The organism is Azonexus hydrophilus (genome assembly GCF_038368255.1).
GTDB classification, from domain to species: domain Bacteria; phylum Pseudomonadota; class Gammaproteobacteria; order Burkholderiales; family Rhodocyclaceae; genus Azonexus; species Azonexus hydrophilus.
Map to the genome: position 1 here is coordinate 1,763,715 of NZ_CP151406.1, position 18,565 is coordinate 1,782,279.

19 protein-coding genes and 2 tRNA genes are annotated in these 18,565 nt (G+C 62.2%); 16 read left to right on the plus strand and 5 right to left on the minus strand.

What is annotated here, in order from left to right:
• Positions 1–18 precede the first annotated feature (18 nt).
• Complete coding sequence (gene rlmF, locus AADV58_RS08465) at positions 19–1,017, minus strand: 23S rRNA (adenine(1618)-N(6))-methyltransferase RlmF (protein WP_341742897.1); 999 nt, start codon at positions 1,015–1,017, stop codon at positions 19–21.
• Positions 1,018–1,183: 166 nt separating this feature from the next.
• Between rlmF and AADV58_RS08470 the strand changes: the two genes are divergently transcribed.
• Entirely contained in the window at positions 1,184–2,884 is a 1,701-nt protein-coding gene (locus tag AADV58_RS08470) for an ATP-binding protein (protein WP_028995809.1), read from the plus strand.
• Between the two features lie 7 nt (positions 2,885–2,891).
• Here the strand turns inward: AADV58_RS08470 and AADV58_RS08475 are convergent, their stop codons facing one another.
• Entirely contained in the window at positions 2,892–3,092 is a 201-nt protein-coding gene (locus AADV58_RS08475; protein WP_028995808.1) for a SlyX family protein, read from the minus strand.
• A 242-nt stretch (positions 3,093–3,334) separates the two neighbouring features.
• On the opposite strand from AADV58_RS08475, the gene AADV58_RS08480 reads away from it, so the two are divergent.
• The 15 genes from AADV58_RS08480 to rpoS all read left to right on the plus strand — a co-directional run bounded on the left by AADV58_RS08480 (position 3,335) and on the right by rpoS (position 14,674).
• Positions 3,335–3,411 (plus strand) — tRNA-Val (locus AADV58_RS08480).
• Positions 3,412–3,545: 134 nt separating this feature from the next.
• Complete coding sequence (gene thrS / locus AADV58_RS08485; RefSeq protein ID WP_028995806.1) at positions 3,546–5,462, plus strand: threonine--tRNA ligase; 1,917 nt, start codon at positions 3,546–3,548, stop codon at positions 5,460–5,462.
• Between the two features lie 25 nt (positions 5,463–5,487).
• Positions 5,488–6,015 (plus strand): translation initiation factor IF-3, encoded by a 528-nt coding sequence (infC, locus tag AADV58_RS08490; RefSeq protein WP_028995805.1) that lies wholly within the window; start codon positions 5,488–5,490, stop codon positions 6,013–6,015.
• Between the two features lie 85 nt (positions 6,016–6,100).
• Positions 6,101–6,298: a 50S ribosomal protein L35 gene (gene rpmI / locus AADV58_RS08495; RefSeq protein ID WP_028995804.1), complete on the plus strand. Its 198-nt coding sequence runs from the start codon at positions 6,101–6,103 to the stop codon at positions 6,296–6,298.
• An 11-nt stretch (positions 6,299–6,309) separates the two neighbouring features.
• A complete protein-coding gene (gene rplT, locus AADV58_RS08500; protein WP_028995803.1) occupies positions 6,310–6,669 on the plus strand; it encodes a 50S ribosomal protein L20 in 360 nt (119 codons plus the stop codon).
• Between the two features lie 78 nt (positions 6,670–6,747).
• On the plus strand, positions 6,748–7,794 hold the full coding sequence (pheS, locus tag AADV58_RS08505; RefSeq protein ID WP_298393278.1) for a phenylalanine--tRNA ligase subunit alpha: 1,047 nt from the start codon (positions 6,748–6,750) through the stop codon (positions 7,792–7,794).
• 21 nt (positions 7,795–7,815) lie between these two features.
• The gene (gene pheT, locus AADV58_RS08510; protein WP_341742899.1) at positions 7,816–10,200 is read left to right on the plus strand and encodes a phenylalanine--tRNA ligase subunit beta; all 2,385 of its coding nucleotides are present in this window, start codon (positions 7,816–7,818) and stop codon (positions 10,198–10,200) included.
• A gap of 11 nt (positions 10,201–10,211) precedes the next feature.
• Positions 10,212–10,520 carry an integration host factor subunit alpha gene (locus AADV58_RS08515; RefSeq protein ID WP_205750560.1) on the plus strand — a complete coding sequence of 103 codons (309 nt, stop codon included), beginning with the start codon at positions 10,212–10,214 and terminating at the stop codon, positions 10,518–10,520.
• Positions 10,504–10,881, plus strand: a complete 378-nt coding sequence (locus tag AADV58_RS08520) for a MerR family transcriptional regulator (RefSeq protein ID WP_298393282.1) — start codon at positions 10,504–10,506, stop codon at positions 10,879–10,881. Before AADV58_RS08515 ends, AADV58_RS08520 begins: the two co-directional genes overlap by 17 nt.
• 34 nt (positions 10,882–10,915) lie before the next feature.
• Positions 10,916–10,992, plus strand: a tRNA-Pro gene (locus tag AADV58_RS08525).
• A gap of 118 nt (positions 10,993–11,110) precedes the next feature.
• Entirely contained in the window at positions 11,111–11,428 is a 318-nt protein-coding gene (locus AADV58_RS08530; RefSeq protein ID WP_298393284.1) for an H-NS histone family protein, read from the plus strand.
• A 3-nt stretch (positions 11,429–11,431) separates the two neighbouring features.
• Positions 11,432–12,172 carry a 5'/3'-nucleotidase SurE gene (gene surE / locus AADV58_RS08535; protein WP_298393286.1) on the plus strand — a complete coding sequence of 247 codons (741 nt, stop codon included), beginning with the start codon at positions 11,432–11,434 and terminating at the stop codon, positions 12,170–12,172.
• Entirely contained in the window at positions 12,160–12,831 is a 672-nt protein-coding gene (locus AADV58_RS08540) for a protein-L-isoaspartate(D-aspartate) O-methyltransferase (protein ID WP_298393288.1), read from the plus strand. Before surE ends, AADV58_RS08540 begins: the two co-directional genes overlap by 13 nt.
• Entirely contained in the window at positions 12,828–13,736 is a 909-nt protein-coding gene (locus AADV58_RS08545) for a peptidoglycan DD-metalloendopeptidase family protein (RefSeq protein WP_341742900.1), read from the plus strand. The genes AADV58_RS08540 and AADV58_RS08545 overlap by 4 nt, the downstream gene beginning before the upstream one ends.
• On the plus strand, positions 13,733–14,674 hold the full coding sequence (gene rpoS, locus AADV58_RS08550; protein WP_341742901.1) for an RNA polymerase sigma factor RpoS: 942 nt from the start codon (positions 13,733–13,735) through the stop codon (positions 14,672–14,674). The genes AADV58_RS08545 and rpoS overlap by 4 nt, the downstream gene beginning before the upstream one ends.
• On the opposite strand, the gene mltB is transcribed toward rpoS, so the two are convergent.
• From mltB to AADV58_RS08565, 3 genes are read right to left on the minus strand one after another with little or no spacing between them, the layout of a single operon-like run.
• Positions 14,671–15,675, minus strand: a complete 1,005-nt coding sequence (gene mltB / locus AADV58_RS08555; RefSeq protein WP_341742902.1) for a lytic murein transglycosylase B — start codon at positions 15,673–15,675, stop codon at positions 14,671–14,673. The genes rpoS and mltB overlap by 4 nt on opposite strands.
• Positions 15,672–17,615, minus strand: coding sequence for a DUF3488 and transglutaminase-like domain-containing protein (locus tag AADV58_RS08560; RefSeq protein ID WP_341742903.1), 1,944 nt, complete (start codon positions 17,613–17,615; stop codon positions 15,672–15,674). Before AADV58_RS08560 ends, mltB begins: the two co-directional genes overlap by 4 nt.
• Positions 17,612–18,565: a DUF58 domain-containing protein gene (locus AADV58_RS08565; protein WP_341742904.1), complete on the minus strand. Its 954-nt coding sequence runs from the start codon at positions 18,563–18,565 to the stop codon at positions 17,612–17,614. Before AADV58_RS08565 ends, AADV58_RS08560 begins: the two co-directional genes overlap by 4 nt.

Consider the following 18,565-nt stretch of genomic DNA (forward strand, 5'->3'; position numbering starts at 1 on the left):
CAGTACGAAAACCAGGGATTATAAGGGCTCGCTTGCCGCCGGTATGTCATCGCCTGTGACAGGCGTGCCAAATGCCGGGCTCGACGCCCAGCGCTCGCGCCGCCACTTCTCCCGGTCACCGTTGGCACAGAAGGTCCAGGCAATCAGCCGGCTCTGCTTCTGGCCCTGCGCCATCGGGATGATGCGCGATTCGACGACCTTGGCCCTTTTCAGCGCGGCTTCGATGTGCGGCAGGTTGTCGGCTTGCGACAGCAGGCTGGTAAACCACAGCACGCGCTTGGGAATGTTGCAGCTCTGCTCGATCATCGCTTTGACGAAGGCGCGTTCGCCGCCGTTGCACCACAACTCGGTGCCGCCACCGCCGAAATTGAGGCGCGGCTGGGTGCTGCCCTTTTTGGCGCCGGGTTTGCCGAGGTTGTTCCACTTGCGCTGGCTGACCGCCAGCACCTCGTCCGGCGAGTTGTGGAAGGGCGGGTTGCAGATCGACAGGTCGAAATTTTCACCGCTACGCAGCAGGCCAGTGAAGATGTTGTCCCAGACCGGCTGGTGGCGCAGTTCGATGCTGCCAGCAAGTTCCGGGTTCTTGGCGAGGATTTTCTGCGCGTTGGCCAGCGCCGCTTCGTCGATATCGACGCCGAGGAAGGACCAACCGTATTCGGCGTGGCCGATCAGCGGGTAAACCAGATTGGCGCCGGTGCCGATGTCGAGCACGCGCACGCCGGTGCCGCCGGGGATGTTCTTCTTGTTGCAGCTGGCGAGCAGGTCGGCGACGCTGTGCAGGTAGTCGGCCCGGCCGGGGATTGGCGGACACAGGTAGCCTTCCGGAATCTCCCAGCCCTTGACCTGGTAGTGGTGCATGAGCAGCGCGCGGTTGAGTGCCTTGACCGCCGCCGGGTTGGCAAAATCGATGCTGGCGGTGCCGGCTGGCGTGGTCTTGATGTGCTTCGCCAGTGCCGCCGAAGTGGCGGTCAGGGCGGCGAGGTCGTAGCCGTTGGCGTTCTTGTTGCGCGGGTGCATGGCGGTCCTTCCTTCTGCGGGGTCGGGATTGTCCCACGAAAGCCTGTCGCAAGCACGACAATGGCGGCTTGCGCCAATTGTCTGATTTTTAATGCTTTGGCCGCGTCGGTCGCAAGGCACGAAACTGGCTAGTTGTTGCTCAGTTCACTTGCCAGGGAGGCAGCCGATGAAGCTGCAGATCGACCGAGCGCACATCGAAACGATGCTGCAGCGTTTTCCACGTCTTGAATTCGTCCGCGAGCAGTTGCGTTTCGGCAACCGCGTCGAACTCGGCTTCCAGCAACTCGAAGCGGCCGAGCTCGATTTGCTGCAATCCCTGTACGCGACCGGCGACGCCGAACTGCGCGCGCGTGCAGCGCAGATCGCCACCTTGCGCAGCGCGTTTGCCGAGGGCGGCAAGCGCTTCGCAGCCGAAGAACTGGAAATGGCGGTGCCGGCGATAGCCCGTTATCTCGCCGAAGACGCCACGCGCGGCTGGGTGTTTTCGGCGGCGATTACCGGCAAGCCGCTGGCCTGGGTGGTGACGCGGCTCGATTACACACCGCCGTCGGAAGAGGAAAGCGGCAAAATATTTGTCGAGCTCAAAGCCAATTCGCGCGCCCGGATGGCCATGGTCACCGTGCGCATCACCGGACCGGACATTGCTGGCCGGACGATTCCGGAAATCCTGGCCGGCAAGGGTTACGTCAAGGAAACGCCGGGCCTGCTGGCGAGCTACGACGAAGCGGCCACCCTGTATTTCGACTGGCGGGCGCAGTACGGCGCGCAGTTCTCCGGTACCGGCACCGGCTGGTTCGCCGAGAACCCGACGGCGACGCACCGTGACACTGACTATTCGCGCAAGGACCAGATCATCCTGTCGTCGACCGGCTCGCCGGCGCGCCTGGTCAACGACGAGAGCATCCTCGGCGAGCGCGTGCTGGCGCTCGATGCCAGCGGCGACATCCTGGCCAAGTTCGTGCGCCGTGTGCAGCGCAACTCGCGGCTGTCGGGCAAGGATGAAAGCGAGGTCGAGGAAACCCGTGACTGCATCGCCAAGGGTTTGTTCACCGAACTGCCGGTGCATTTCTACATCCTGATGTTCCACCTCGACCTGCACCATTACGTCTGGGTGCATGTGGACGACATGGCGCCCTATGCCTACCAGCCGGAACTCAAGGACAAGCTGGTGCTGCCGCCGGAACAGACCGACCTGATCGACATCCTGACGGCAGAGATGGACGTGCTGATGGACGACATCGTTGCCGGCAAATCGGGCGGCACCACGGTGCTCTGCGCCGGGCCGCCGGGCGTCGGCAAGACGCTGACCGCCGAGGTGTATTCGGAGATCATTCGCCGGCCGCTCTACCGCGTGCACTCCGGCCAACTCGGGCTGAACGTCGCCGAGATGGAAAAGACGCTCAAGGAAGTCCTGACCCGCGCCCAGCGCTGGGGTGCGGTCATGCTGATCGACGAGGCCGACGTCTACATCAAGCGGCGCGACGACAACATCACGATGAATGCCGTGGTCGGCGTCTTCCTGCGCGTGCTGGAGTATTTCAACGGCCTGCTGTTCCTGACCACCAACCGGGTAGACGATATCGACGAGGCCATCGTCTCACGCTGCATCGCGCTGATCCGCTTCCATCCGCCCAGCCGCGACGACCGCCGGAAAATCTGGGGCGTCATGGCGGCGCAGTTCGGGCTGGCCGTCGACGGGGCGCTGCTCGACCGTCTGCCGGATATCTTCCCGCAGGCTTCCGGGCGCGACATCAAGGGGCTGGCCAAGTTGGTGGCGAAATATTGCAGCCAGAAACAGGTGGCAGCGAGCGAGGACGTGTTCCGCCGCTGTTCGATGTTCCGGGCGTTGGAGCAGACGGAGGGGTGAGCCGCTATCAGTAGTGCGGCGGGATCTCGTCGCGCAGACTGCGGAATTCGGTCGGCTGGAGGCCGTTGACCTGATCGCGCAGCGTGCGCACTTCATTGACCAGAAACTCGATCTGCTGTTGCTGGCGGTAAACGATCTTGTTCAGTTCTTCGAGCTGGTCTTCAGTGAAGCTGATCTTGATTTCCAGTTCGGTCAGGCGTGATTCCATGGTGTTCTTCCGTAGGGCTGGCCGGTGGCCGTTGGCGTTCCCTGCGCTGAGTCTGGCGTCGTTCGTGAAGCAGGGGCAGGGTGGCGCCGATCAGGGTCAATGCGCACAATCCGAATATCAGCCAGCCGGTGTTCATGTGTCGATAGGATCGTCTCGGGAAGCAAGCATGTTACTTCGGATCAAAAAAATTTCGTACGAAATGTTGACAAATCCCTTGGGGCGTCTATAATGCGCGCTTCTTCAGGCGGTTAGCTCAGTTGGTTAGAGCGCCACGTTGACATCGTGGAGGTCGTTGGTTCGATTCCAATACCGCCTACCAAATTCCTGACGGAGTCGTTTTGATCACTTTCCGAACTTGCACTGCAGTTCAGAAACTCTAATCGAGTCGGCTTTCGTTCATCCAAAAAAAGTGCGGCTCAGCCCGCACTTTTTTTTCGTCCAGAGAATCCTGTCATGCCCGATATCAAACTTCCCGATGGTTCCATCCGTTCCTTCGAGCAGCCGGTCACCATCGCCGAGGTGGCAGCCAGCATCGGCGCCGGCCTGGCGCGTGCGGCGCTGGCCGGCAAGGTCAATGGCAAGCTGGTCGATACCTCGTACCTGATTGAAGAAAATATCGATCTGGCCATCGTCACCGATCGCGACGCCGACGGCCTGGAGCTGATCCGCCACTCGACGGCACACCTCCTGGCCTACGCGGTCAAGGAGCTGTTCCCGGAAGCCCAGGTGACCATCGGCCCGGTTGTCGAGAACGGCTTCTATTACGACTTCGCCTACAAGCGCCCGTTTACACCGGAAGATCTGGTTGCGATCGAAAAGCGCATGGCCGAGCTGGCCAAGAAGGACATTCCGGTGACGCGCGAAGTCTGGAATCGCGACGACGCGGTCAATTTCTTCCTCGGTCAGGGTGAAAAGTACAAGGCCGAACTGATTGCCGCGATTCCTGCCGATCAGCAGGTGTCGCTGTACCGCGAAGGCGATTTCATCGACCTCTGCCGCGGTCCGCACGTACCGTCGACCGGCAAGCTCAAGGTGTTCAAGTTGATGAAGGTGGCCGGTGCCTACTGGCGTGGCGATCACCGCAACGAACAATTGCAGCGCATCTACGGCACCGCCTGGGCGAAGAAGGAAGACCTCGACGCTTACCTGCACATGCTGGAAGAGGCGGAAAAGCGCGATCACCGTCGTCTGGGCAAGCAGTTCGACCTGTTCCACATGCAGGACGAGGCGCCTGGCCTGGTCTTCTGGCACCCCAAGGGCTGGTCGGTGTGGCAGGAGGTCGAGCAGTACATGCGCAAGGTGTACCGCGACAACGGCTATCAGGAAGTCCGCTGCCCGCAGATTCTCGATCGTTCGCTGTGGGAGAAATCGGGGCACTGGGATCACTACAAGGACAACATGTTCACGACCTCGTCGGAAAACCGCGATTACGCGGTCAAGCCGATGAACTGTCCGGGGCATGTCCAGGTGTTCAATTCCGACCTGCGTTCCTATCGCGAACTGCCGCTGCGTTACGGCGAGTTCGGTTCCTGCCACCGCAACGAACCGACCGGCGCGCTGCACGGCCTGATGCGCGTGCGCGGTTTCGTTCAGGACGACGGCCACATCTTCTGTACCGAAGACCAGATCGAGTCCGAAGTGACCGCGTTCAACGCGCTGGTCAAGCAGGTTTATGCCGATTTCGGTTTCAACGACGTCGCCGTCAAGCTGGCGCTGCGTCCGGAAGGGCGGGTTGGTTCCGACGAAGTCTGGGACAAGGCCGAGGATGCCTTGCGTCAGGGCTTGCGTGCTTCCGGTCTGGAGTGGACCGAGCTGCCGGGCGAGGGGGCTTTCTACGGGCCGAAGATCGAATTCCACATCAAGGACGCGATCGGTCGCTCCTGGCAGTGCGGCACCATGCAGGTCGATTTCTCGATGCCGGGCCGGCTCGGTGCCGAGTACGTGGCCGGCAACGACGAGCGCAAGGTGCCGGTCATGCTGCACCGGGCCATCCTCGGTTCGCTGGAGCGCTTCATCGGCATCCTGATCGAGAACTTCGCCGGTGCGCTGCCGCTGTGGCTGGCGCCGGTGCAGGCCGTGGTGCTGAATATTTCGGAAAAGCAGGCGGATTACGCCGCCGATGTTGCGCAAAAGCTGCACCGGGCAGGCTTCCGGGCCGAAGCGGATTTGCGCAACGAGAAAATTACCTATAAAATTCGGGAACATAGCTTGAACCGGCTGCCTTATCAGCTTGTTGTAGGCGATAAGGAAAAGGCGGACGGACTGGTGGCCGTGCGTACACGCGGCGGTCAGGATCTCGGACAGATGACTGTCGAGGCACTGATCGAGCGACTTCAAGGGGAAGTCGCGGCGCGTAGTGGCACGGCTTAATTATTGATATTTCGGGGGTTTTACCATCGCTCAGAACAAGGCCCATCGTTTAAACGATGAGATTACGGTGCCGGAGATTCGTCTCCAGGGTTTGGAAGGTGAACAGCTAGGGATCGTCAGCATCCGTTCTGCGCTGCAGATGGCCGAAGAGGCCGGTGTCGATCTCGTCGAGATCGCGCCGACGGCGAAACCGCCGGTCTGTCGCATCATGGATTACGGCAAGTTCAAGTACCAGGAACAGAAGCGCGCCCACGAAGCCAAGCTGAAGCAGAAACAGGTGCAGGTCAAGGAAATCAAACTGCGCCCGGGTACCGACGAAAACGATTACCAGATCAAGCTCAGGAACATGACGCGTTTCCTGGAAGAAGGCGACAAGGTCAAGGTGACCCTGCGCTTCCGGGGCCGCGAAATGGCGCACCAGGAATTCGGCATGCGCCAGCTGGAACGGATCAAGGCAGATCTCGACGCGATTGGTGCAGTCGAGCAGATGCCGAAGATGGAAGGTCGTCAGATGATCATGATCATCGGGCCGGCCAAGAAGAAGCAAGCGTAGTAAAGAAGTAGTTATTAGTGCTTTCGGGTAGTACAAGCGTTCCCGCCGGGAACCACCTGACGGCATGACATTAAGGAGCATCAAAATGCCCAAGATGAAGACCAAGAGCAGCGCCAAGAAGCGCTTTTCGGTCCGCGCTGGTGGTTCCATCAAGCGTGGTCAGGCCTTCAAGCGTCACATCCTGACGAAGAAGACCACCAAAGTTAAGCGTCACCTCCGTGGTGCCGCAGCGGTGAACGAGCGTGACGTCGCATCCGTTCGCGCCATGATGCCCTACGCGTAAGGAGATAGCACATGTCCCGAGTTAAACGTGGTGTAACGGCTCGCGCCCGTCACAAGAAGGTTCTCGCACTGGCCAAGGGTTACCGCGGTCGTCGCAAGAATGTATACCGTATCGCCAAGCAGGCGGTGATGAAGGCTGGTCAATACCAGTACCGTGACCGTCGTCAGCGCAAGCGCCAGTTCCGTTCCCTGTGGATCGCCCGTATCAATGCCGCCGCTCGTGAGCTGGGCATGAAGTACAGCACCTTCATGAACGGTCTGAAGAAGGCCAACATCGAAGTCGACCGCAAGGTCCTGGCCGATCTGGCCGTCTTCGATCAGCCGGCTTTTGCCGCCCTGGCCGCACAAGCCAAGGCCAAGCTCGACGCCTGAGCAGAAGCTTGAAGAAAAAAAGGAGGCGCAAGCCTCCTTTTTTGTTTGAATATCGTGCAGTCACGTTGGTAGAAGTCCATGGACAATCTTGATCAGATCGTTAACGAAGCCAAAGCGGCTTTTATTGCCACCTCGGATCCGGATGTGCTGGAGCAGGTCAAGGCCCGTTATCTGGGAAAAACGGGGCAGATCACCGAGCTCCTGAAGGGCTTGGGCAAACTTCCGCCCGAAGAGAAGAAGACCGCCGGTGCGGCGATCAACCTGGCCAAGAATGCAATCGAGGAAGCGCTGAACGATCGGCGTGAAGCCTTGCGCAAGGCCGCGCTCAATGCGCGCCTGGCCGAAGAAGCCCTGGATGTCACCTTGCCCGGTCGCGCCGAAGCGCGCGGTGGCCTGCATCCGGTGACGCGCACGCTGGAGCGCATCGAATCCCTGTTTGCTTCCATCGGCTTCGAAGTCGCCGACGGCCCGGAAATCGAAGAGGATTTCCACAATTTCACTGCGCTGAACACGCCTGAGGATCACCCGGCGCGTTCGATGCACGACACTTTCTATCTGCAGAACCCGGACGGCTCGCTGGCCGACAAGGTGCTGCTGCGCACCCACACCAGCCCGATCCAGGCGCGCTACATGCAGGCGCATGTGGCCAAGTACGGTCAACTGGAAACCATGCCCGAGATTCGCATCATTGCGCCGGGCCGGGTCTATCGCGTCGATTCCGACGCGACGCACTCGCCGATGTTCCATCAGGTCGAAGGCCTGTGGGTTGGCGAGAACGTCTCCTTTGCCGACCTCAAGGGCGTGATCGCCGATTTCCTCAAGAGCTTCTTCGAGACCGACGATCTGACCGTGCGTTTCCGCCCGTCCTTCTTCCCGTTCACCGAACCCTCTGCCGAGATCGACGTCGCTTTCATGAGCGGCGCGCTGAAGGGGCGCTGGCTGGAAATCGCCGGTTGCGGCATGGTCCATCCGAATGTGCTGAAGATCGCCGGCATCGATCCGGAAAAATACACCGGCTTCGCTTTCGGCTTTGGCCCCGACCGCCTGACCATGCTGCGTTACGGCGTCAATGACCTGCGTCTGTTCTTCGAAGGTGACCTGCGCTTCCTGCGTCAGTTCGCCTGATTCATCTTTCGGGACATCCCCATGAAATTCTCCGAATCCTGGTTGCGTACCCTCGTCGATCCCAAGCTGTCGAGCGAGGAGCTCTCCCATCTGCTGACCATGGCCGGGCTTGAAGTCGAGGAACTCGAGCCGGTCGCGCCCGCCTTCACCAGTGTTGTCGTCGCCCAGGTGCTCGAGGTCGTCAAGCATCCCGACGCCGACCGACTGAACGTCTGCCAGGTCGATATCGGCAGCGGTACGCCACAGCAGATCGTCTGCGGCGCGCCCAATGTCGCCGCCGGCCTGAAAGTGCCGTGCGCGCTGCCCGGCGCCGAACTGCCCGGCGATTTCAAGATCAAGATCGCCAAGGTACGTGGTGTCGAGTCTTCCGGCATGCTGTGTTCCGCCAAGGAGCTCGGCATTGCCGAGGATGCGTCGGGCCTGTTGATCCTGCCGGCCGACGCGCCGGTCGGCCAGTCGATTCGCCAGTATCTCGACCTCGACGATCATCAATTCGAACTCAAGCTGACGCCGAACCGTGCCGACTGCCTGTCGCTGCTCGGCATCGCCCGCGAAGTCGGTGCCATCACCGGTGCCGCGACCTGCCTGCCGGTTGTCGCGGAAGTGCCGGCGAGCATCGCCGATACGCGCGCCGTCGTGCTCGACGCGCCGCAGGCCTGCCCGCTGTACTGCGGGCGCGTCATCAAGGGCGTCGATGCCAAGGCGCCGACGCCGGAATGGATGAAGCGCCGCCTGGAACGCAGCGGCATCCGCGCCATTTCGGCCTTGGTCGATATCACCAATTACGTGATGCTCGAACTCGGCCAGCCCTTGCATGCCTTCGACAACACCAAACTGGAAGGCGCGGTCCATGCCCGCCTGGCCAAGCCCGAAGAAAAACTGCTGTTGCTCAACGAGCAGACGATCGCTGTCGACGCCGATGTGCTGATGATTGCCGACGACGTCAAGCCGTTGGCCATGGCCGGCATCATGGGCGGCGAGGAGAGCGGCATCACGCTGGAAACCGGCGAATTGTTCCTTGAGTCGGCTTTCTTCGCGCCGAAGGCCATCGCCGGTCGCGCCCGTCGCTACGGTTTTGGCTCGGACGCTTCGCATCGCTTCGAGCGCGGCGTCGATTTCGGCGGCACGCGCCGCGCCATTGAGCGCGCCACGCAACTGATCCTTGAAATCTGCGGCGGCCAGGCCGGTCCGGTGGTTGAAGCCAAGGCCGCATTGCCGGTCCGTCAGCCGGTGCGCCTGCGCACCGCGCGTGCCGAAAAGGTGCTCGGCCTGCCGCTCGGCGCCGAGCGCATTGCTGGCCTGTTCAAGGGCCTGGCCCTGTCCTTCGAGCAGCAGGGTGACGATTTCCTAGTGACGCCGCCGTCGTGGCGTTTCGACATGGAGATCGAGGAAGATCTGATCGAGGAAATCGCCCGTCTCTACGGCTACGACAACATTCCGTCGCCGGCGCCGCGCGCGCGGATGGCGATGCTGCGCCAACCGGAAGCGCAACGGCCGGCATTCCGCATCCGCCAGATGCTGGCTGACCGCGGCTACCAGGAAGTGGTCAATTTCGCCTTCGTCGAAACCGAATGGGAAGCCGATTTCGCCGGCAAGACCGCCGAAACCGACCTGATCCGCCTGGCCAACCCGATCGCCAGCCAGATGGCGGTCATGCGCTCGAACCTGTTCGGCGGCCTGATCGCCAACCTGGTGACCAATCTCAAGCGCAAGCAGACCCGCGTCCGTCTGTTCGAAGTCGGCCGCACTTTCCATCGCGATGCCGCCGCCGTGCCGGTGGCCGGTTATCGCCAGCCCTGGCGCCTTGGCGGTCTTGCCTTCGGCGGTGCCTTGCCCGACGGCTGGGCCAGCGGTGGCCGCAAGGTCGATTTCTTCGACGTCAAGGGCGATATCGAGGCCTTGCTGGCCCCGGCCGTCCTGCGGTTCGAGAAGCTCGCCCATCCGGCGCTGCATCCCGGTCGCGCCGCGCGCATCATGCTTGATGGGGTCGATATCGGCTGTATCGGCGAACTGCATCCGGAATGGGTGCAGAAATACGAACTGACTGCCGCGCCCGTGTTGTTCGAGCTCGAATTCGATGCACTGAAGGCGGTCGTCGTGCCGGCTTATTCCGAGGTTTCGAAGTTCCCGGCGGTGATTCGCGACCTGGCTGTGGTCGTTGATCGCGATCTTGCCTTGCAGGCCATGTTCGATGGTCTGAGAAGCGCACTTCCGGCTCTTGTCACCGATCTTCAGTTGTTTGATGTGTACGCCGGAAAGGGCGTTCCTGAAAACAAGAAAAGTCTTGCGTTACGGGTAGTTATGCAAGATACTCAACGCACTTTGCAAGATTCGGAAGTTGATGCGGCGATGCAGCAACTGATCGCCTGTCTGGAGAAGACCTTCGGCGCCCAACTGCGAGCCTGAGGAAAGATAAGATAACGATGACGCTCACCAAAGCCGAACTCGCCGACCTGCTTTTCGAGAAAGTCGGTCTCAACAAACGCGAGGCCAAAGACATGGTCGAGGCCTTCTTCGAAGAAATCCGCAATGCCCTGGAAACCGGCGACGGCGTCAAGCTGTCCGGCTTCGGCAACTTCCAGTTGCGCGACAAGCCGCAACGTCCGGGGCGCAATCCCAAGACCGGCGAAGAAATTCCGATCACCGCGCGGCGCGTGGTGACCTTCCACGCCAGCCAGAAACTGAAGTCCGATGTCGAGCTTGCCTTTGATGGAATCGCGGCCTAAGTCCCCCGGCAGCGAAGATCTGCCGCCCATTCCCGCCAAGCGCTACTTCACCATCGGTGAAGTCAGCGAGTTGTGTGGCGTCAAGCCGCACGTGCTGCGTTACTGGGAGCAGGAATTCAACCAGTTGAAGCCGGTCAAGCGGCGGGGTAACCGCCGTTACTATCAGCATCACGAAGTGCTGCTGGTGCGTCGGATTCGCGAGCTTCTTTATAATCAGGGGTTTACCATCAGTGGTGCGCGCAATCGTCTCGACGAGGGTGGTGCCGTTGAGCGCCCTGTTGCGGGCGCAGAAGCGGCGCAGAAAAAATCTGCCGGTCTGCGTGACGAATTGAAGTCAATTATCGAGATGTTGTCGGTTTGAATTTTCCGGATTTGCGCTATAATGCTCGGCTTGTCGGGGCGTAGCGCAGCCTGGTAGCGCACTTGCATGGGGTGCAAGGGGTCGCGAGTTCGAATCCCGCCGCCCCGACCAAAGATAAGAAAACCGGCTCAGGCCGGTTTTTTTATTTCCTGTTTCAATTTTTATATTGAAAAATATATCCGGCTAAATTAAATTAGGTCGCTGATTTAATATTAACCAGGAGATTATCATGGATTTGTCTGCACTTTCCCTTGCCGAATTGCGCGATCTGCAGCAGCAGATTCCCGCCGAATTGAAGCGCCGCGAGGCTGCCGAAAAGGCAAATGTCCTGAATGAAGTCCGCGCTTTTGCCAAAGCCCGTGGTTTTGCCATCGAGGATTTGCTGGGCAAGGAAGTCAAAGTAAAAACGTCTACCGGTGGCAAGGTCAAAGTCAAATACCGTCATCCGCAAAATGCCGAGCTCGAATGGACCGGCCGTGGTCGCAAGCCGAAATGGGTTGAGGCATGGCTCGCTCAGGGCGGCAATCTGGACGCACTGCTGGTTTGATTCATGCGCATTCTGCTCAGTAACGACGACGGTTATTTCGCGCCCGGCCTGGCGGCCTTGCATGAGGCGCTCAGCGGGCTCGGCGAGATCGTCGTCGTTGCGCCGGAGCAGAATCGCAGCGGGGCCAGCAATTCGCTGACGCTGGATCGGCCATTGATGTTGAAACAGGCGGCCAGTGGGTTTTATTTCGTTAATGGTACCCCGACCGATTGTGTTCATCTGGCGGTAACCGGCATGCTGGATTCCTTGCCGGATATTATTGTTTCCGGAATCAATTCGGGCGCCAATATGGGCGACGATACGATTTATTCCGGAACGGTTGCGGCGGCGACCGAGGGATATTTGTTCGGTATTCCATCGATTGCCGTTTCGATGACCAGTTTCGACGGTTTGAATTTTGCCACCGCCGGACGGGTTGCCCGCGAACTGGTCGAGCGCCAGATCCGGAATCCGGTTTCCGGGCCGGTATTGCTCAACGTCAATGTTCCGGATATTCCCTACGAGGCATTGACCGGGATGGAAGTGACCCGCCTCGGGCGCCGCCACAAGGCCGAACCGGTGGTGCGCATGACCTCGCCACGCAAGGAAACGGTGTACTGGATCGGCGCAGCCGGCACAGCCGCCGACGCCGGGCCCGGGACCGATTTTCATGCGATCGAACAGAACCGGGTGTCGATCACGCCGCTACAGATCGATCTGACTCATACGGGACAGTTGCCGGCAATCCGGCAATGGATGGCTTGATCATGCACGGCCTGCAGGGTATCGGTATGACCTCGCAGCGCACGCGTGTGCGCATGGTCGAGCGCCTGCGCGAAAAAGGCATCCGCAACGAGCAGGTGCTGGCGGCGATGGCTGCCGTGCCCCGCCATGTTTTTGTCGAGGAGGCGCTGGCCTCGCGGGCTTACGAGGATACGGCGCTGCCACTGGGCATGGGGCAGACGATTTCCCAGCCCTACATCGTTGCCCGCATGATCGAATTGTTGCTCAACGCCCGCCCCGGACTTGGCAAGACGCTGGAGGTCGGTGCCGGTTGCGGTTACCAGGCGGCGGTGCTCGGGCAACTGAGCAAGGAAGTCTATGCCGTCGAGCGCATTGCGCCCCTGCTCGAAAAAGCCAAAGCCAACATGCGTACGCTGCAGCAGTTCAATGTCCGTCTGAAACACGCCGACGGACATTGGGGGCTGCCTGAAGCTGCGCCATTCGATAGCATCATCGTCGCTGCCGCCGGCGCCTCCATCCCGCCCGAGTTGCTCAAGCAACTGGCGCCGGGGGGGCGCATGGTCTTGCCTGTCGGGGGGCAGGCGCAGTATCTTTGCCTTGTCGAACACACGCCGACCGGCTTCACGGAAACGCGGCTGGACCCCGTCCGCTTCGTTCCCCTGCTACCAGGAACCCAATGACCCGATTCCTCGCCCCCATTGCTGTCGTATTTTTTCTCACTGCCTGTACGCAGGCACCTGCGCCGACCGTCGATCGCACGCCGACCGCTCAAGCCAGGGTTGCCGGTGCGGGCGAGTATGCCGTCAAACGTGGCGATACCCTGTACCGAATTGCCCGTGAGAACGGCATGGATCACAATGAACTGGCGGCGATCAACAACATCTCCGATCCGACGACCTTGCGCGAGGGGCAGATTCTTCGTCTGACCCGTGCCGTCGGCCAGACAGCGGAAGTTGCTCCGGTGGCAACTCCGATCGGCGTCGGCAGCGGGGTCGAAGCCCGACCGCTTGATGTGCCTGTGCCGGTGAAGCAGGGCACTGTCCTGCGTGAGCCGCGCGGCGGCAAGGAAGCCTATTCCGACGAGGCGCATGCCCGCCTGAGTTCGACCCCTGCAAGTGCACCGGCGACGCCGCCTGCTTCGCCTGCCATGCCGCCCCAACCTGCGGCAACGGAGTCTGCGCCGACACCGGCTGCGTCGGCCCAGACAGCTCAGGTGGACGGCATTACCTGGGCTTGGCCGAGTTCGGCGAAGATTCAGTCGCCTTACAACGGCACCACCAACAAGGGCATCGATTTCGCCGGTCGCGTGGGTGATCCCGTGCTGGCTGCGGCCGACGGGCAGGTGCTGTATGTCGGCGAAGCGCTTGCCGGCTACGGCAAGCTGGTCATCGTCAAGCATGGCGCCAACCACCTGTCGGTGTACGCCCATAACAACCGCATCCTGGTCAAGGAAGGCCAGTCGGTAAAGCTGGGGCAGAAAATCGCTGAAATGGGCAGTACCGGTACCTCCGGTGTCAAACTGCATTTCGAGATCCGCAAACAGGGCAAGCCGGTCGATCCGGGTCCCTTCCTGCCGGGTCGATGAGTCTGGACGAAGCGGGCGAGGAGCAGAACGGCGACGAGCTACCGCTCGCCGCCGACGGTGAGACGCTGTTCCCGCTGGCCGCCGAAACCGCCCTGGCCGAAGCCAGTCTGCTGGAGGACGTCACCCAGATCTACCTCAACGAGATCGGTGCCCGCCCGCTGCTGACACCGGAGGAGGAACTGGCGACCGCGCGGCTGGTGCGGGCCGGTGACTTCGCCGCCCGGCAGAAAATGATCGAGCACAACCTGCGGCTGGTGGTGAATATCGCCAAGCACTATCTCAATCGCGGGATACCCTTGCTCGATCTGATCGAGGAAGGGAACCTCGGCCTGATCCATGCGCTGGAAAAATTCGATCCGGAACGCGGTTTCCGTTTTTCGACCTACGCGACCTGGTGGATACGTCAGGGCATCGAGCGCAGCATCATGAATCACTCGCGGACCATCCGGCTGCCGGTGCATGTGGTCAAGGAAATCAACCTCGTCCTGCGTGCCATGCGCCACCTGGAATCGGCCGATAGCCGCGAGTCGACGGTGGAGAAGGTGGCCTTGCTGCTCGACCGGCCGGTCGAGGAGGTGCGTCGCATCCTGTCGCTGAACGAGCACATCGCCTCGCTCGACGCGCCGCTCGATATCGATCCCAACCACACCATGGCCGAGTTCATCCCGGATGATTCCGGCGACGATCCGGAAAGCCTGCTGCAGTCCAGCGAAGTCGGTTCCCTGCTGGCTTCGTGGCTGGACGAACTGAGCGAGCGCCAGCGCCAGATCATCGAGCGCCGCTATGGCCTGAACGGCTGCGAGATTGCCACGCTCGATGCCATCGCCGGCGATCTCGGACTGACCCGGGAGCGGGTGCGCCAGATTCAGCTGGAAGGTCTGGACCGGCTGCGCAAGATCATCCGGCGCGGCAACATCACCCGCGATTCGCTGCTTTAGCGCATGGCCTCGCGGATGGGCGGCGGCATCGCCCGACGGATTTCCTCGGCCAGCTGGAACACCGACATGGCGTAGAAACTCGAGCGGTTGTAGCGGGTGATCACGTAGAAATTCTCGAAACCCAGCCAGTATTCCGTGGCTTGTCCGGGGCTGACCAGATCGACCAGCGTCACCGTCGATTCGGGGGCTGCCGTGGCCACGATGCCGCGCTCGAACAGGTCGGCGACGCGCAGGCTGGGGCGGATACCGGCCTCAAGCAGCGACTGATCCGGCGTGCCCGGTAGTCGCGCCGGCACGGCCACCGGTTGTCCTGCTTGCCAGCCGTGTTGTTCCAGGAAGCGGGCAACGCTGCCGATGGCATCGGCGACGCTGTTGCTCAGGTCGATGCGCTGGTCGCCGTCGAAATCGACGGCATAACGGCGCTGGCTACCCGGCATGAATTGCGGGATGCCGATGGCGCCGGCAAAGGAGCCCTTGACGGCAAGTGGGTCGAGGCCGTTCTCGCGGGTCATCAGCAGGAATTGTTCGAGTTCGCTGCGGAAGAACTCGGCCCGGCGCGGGTATTGAAAGGCCAGCGTGGCGAGTGCCTCAAGCACACCGAAACCGCCGGTATTGCTGCCATAGACCGTTTCGACGCCGATGATGGCAACGATCACTTCTTCCGGCACGCCGTAGAGGGCGCGGGCGCGCGCCAGCGTCAGCGCATTGTCCTGCCAGAAGCGCACGCCGCCAGCGATGCGCTGGGCGTTGACGAAGCGCGGGCGGTAGCGTTCCCAGGAGCGCTGGGTCGGCGAACTCGGCGGGGCAATCAGTTGCAGGACGCGTTCGTTGGTCCGGATGGCGGAAAACTGTTCAAGCAGCCTGCTGGCATCGAAGCCTTGGCGCTGGGCGAGATCGTTGGCGAAAGCCGCCGCTTCGGGGAGGTCGGCGATGCTGCCGGGCGCGGCGACGGCAAACTGTGTGGTCAGGGTGAAGGCCAGGGCGGCCAGGGTCTTGCTCAAGCGATTCTCCGTCTGGGAAGTCGTTTCACGGCGGCGGCGAGGGCGGCCAGCGAGTTAGGGTTGTCCGGGGCGTAGCGGGCCAGCATGAAATGCCGGACCACCGGGTCGAAACGTGCTGCCAGCGCCGGATCTGCAGCACGCAGGCGGGCAGCGAAGGCCAGGGGCGTTTCACCCGGCGCGCAGTGTATACCGATTCGTCGCTGGGCACGATGCCAGAGGCGTATTTCCGGCGCCGGGCGTATCCGTTGGCGCAGGCTCCAGGCAGTCACCAGGGCCAGGATGAGGGCACAGGCCAGACCCAGGGCGATGACCAGTTGACGCCAGTCGACCGCAAAGCCGAGGCGCGACAGCAGGTCGCGTTGGCGTTGCGTGTCATAACCCAGGATATGCTGGTTCCAGGCATTGTTCAGGGCTTCCCAGCGATGGCGCAGGTCGTGCAGCCAGTCGCCGTGACGCAGCAGGAAGGCCGGCAGGGGTTCGCCGGCCGGCAGGGCATCGACGATGCCGCGCTCGATACGTTCCGGGGCGACTGCGGCGGTCGGGTCGACGCGTATCCAGCCACGTTGTTCCAGCCAGACTTCGGCCCAGGCATGGGCTTCCGACTGGCGGACGACCAAATAGCCGTCGCGCGGATTCATCTCGCCGCCCTGGTAGCCGGTGACCACCCGGGCCGGGATGCCGGCGTTACGCATCAGGACGACGAAGGCGGCGGCGTAGTGTTCGCAAAAGCCGCGCCGGGTGCGGAACAGGAAGTCGTCGATGCCATCGCGTCCGAGCAGGGGCGGTTGCAGGGTGTAATGGAAGGGTTCTTCGCGGAAATGGCGGAGTGCCAGCGCGATCACTTCGGCCGGGTCATTTGCTTGCGCCTGCCAGTTGCGGGCGAGTTCCCGGGTTTGCGGATTGTTGTTGGCGGGCAGGCGCAGGTTGTCACTCAGGCTGAGCGGCGATTCCGCAGTGTTGAGACGATAGGCCGGGCTTGAGCTCAGGCGCAGGCGCTGGCGCTTCTCCACCGGGCGGCTGGCCAGTGCGGCCAGGCGTCCGTCGAGGTTGGCGCCAGCGGGCAGGGTGACCGGGGCGTCGAGGGCGAGCAGCCAGCGCTGGCCGTGCGCTTCCAGCGTCATTTCGTAGGCGATGCGCGGGCCGAGTTCCTCGATACGCTCGGGATTGGCCGGCCGGGTCGACTGGCGCCAGGTGCGCCCATCGAAACTCTCCAGTACCGGACCTCGCCAGTAAAGTTGCTGGCGTGCCGGTAGAGCCTCGTCGAAGCGGACGCGGAAAGCGATTTCGCCGCTGCGCACCAGATTGGCAATGTTGCCTGGGGCCATGCTGTCTGAAAGACCCGTCTGGCCGGTAAAGGCATCGGCAGGCAGGCCCCAGAGCGGGCCGTTGATCCGCGGGAACAGCAGGTAGAGTACGAGCATGAACGGCAGTGCCTGGGCCAACAGGCTGCCGGCCTGGACCAGGTTTTCCCTGGGCGGCATGGTTGCCGCCTGCAGTCGCACCAACGCGGCGGTAACCACCCAGAGTGCGAACAGCAGCCAGAGTCCGGTGGGGATGTCCTGGCTATGGAAGTAGTGTGTCAGCAGCAGGAAGTAGCCGAGCATGACGATGACCGTGGCGTCGCGCCGGCTGCGCAATTCGAGCAGTTTCATCGCCATGAACAGGACCAGCGTGGCAACCCCGGCTTCGCGTCCGAACAGGGTGCGGAAATCGGCAAGGATGGCAGCGACGCCGGCGACGACCAGGGCCAGCAGGATCCAGCGACCGGGTAGGCGACGGTCCTCGCGCCACAGCAGGAAGGCCCAGGCGAACAGCAGCGCACCGAAGGCGCTCAGCCACCAGGGTTGCTGCAGCGTGTGCGGCAAGGTGGTAACCACCGCTGCGGCGAACAGCCAGGGCGTCTGCTCGCGGCTCAGGGGATCGGGCTGGCTGCTTTTCATGTCCGGAACAGGGCCAGGGCTTCCAGGCAGCGCTGCCGGTGGGCCGCGCCGTTGCCGGCCGGGATGTTGACGCCGGGCAGGCTCAGGCTGAAAGGGATGCGTCCCTGGTCGGCGGCGAGCACCCAGCCGGTGAGCACGGACAAGCGCGTTTCATCGTCGACGGTCGGGTCGGTGGCCGACCAGGCGAGCTCGAGCTGGCTATCGCTGCCGCCGGCGAATTGCTTGACCAGCAAAGGTCGCGAACCGTCGTCGCGGGCACTGGCTTTCCAGGCCACATGGCGTAGCGAGTCGGTGGCCTGTCGTTCGCGAAAGCCGGCGAAGTCTTCTTGTCCCCCGTTGCTGTTGCCGCTTCCCTGATCTGCCCACAGGCCGTCGGGTAGGGCTTGTGGTAGCGGCTTGGGGTAGACCAGGCAGCGCATGCCTGGCTGCAGATAACTCCAGGCGGTGAACAGGCCAAGCGGATAACGGGTACTCAGGCGCGTGCGCGGCAGGGGTAGCCAGCCGCGTCGATGGGCATGGACCGGGACGCCGACGCTGGCCTGATTGCCGCCACCGACACTGCTGCTGGCGCTCAGTCCTTTTTCGGCTTCAAGCATCAGGCCGTAGCGCGATCCCGGGCGATCGTTGTCGAGCAGTAGCTTGAATTCGGCCGTTTCGCCAGCGAAAACCGGGGCGCAGCGGCCGGGCGTGATGCGCAGGCCATGAAGGTTGCGAAAGGTGTGCACCATGCCGACCAGACCGAGTCCAGCCAGCAGGAAGACCAGGGCGTGACCGAGTGCCAGGTTGTAGTTGATCGCCGCGAGCAGCATGACGAGCAGGGTCAGGGCAAACAGCAGGCCGGCGCGCGACGGCAGGATGAAGATGCGGCGCCGGTCGAGTGTGACCGGCGTCAGCCCGTCATCCGGGTTGCCGAACAGGCGTTGCTGCAGTTCCCTGAGGTTCAGCCGCAC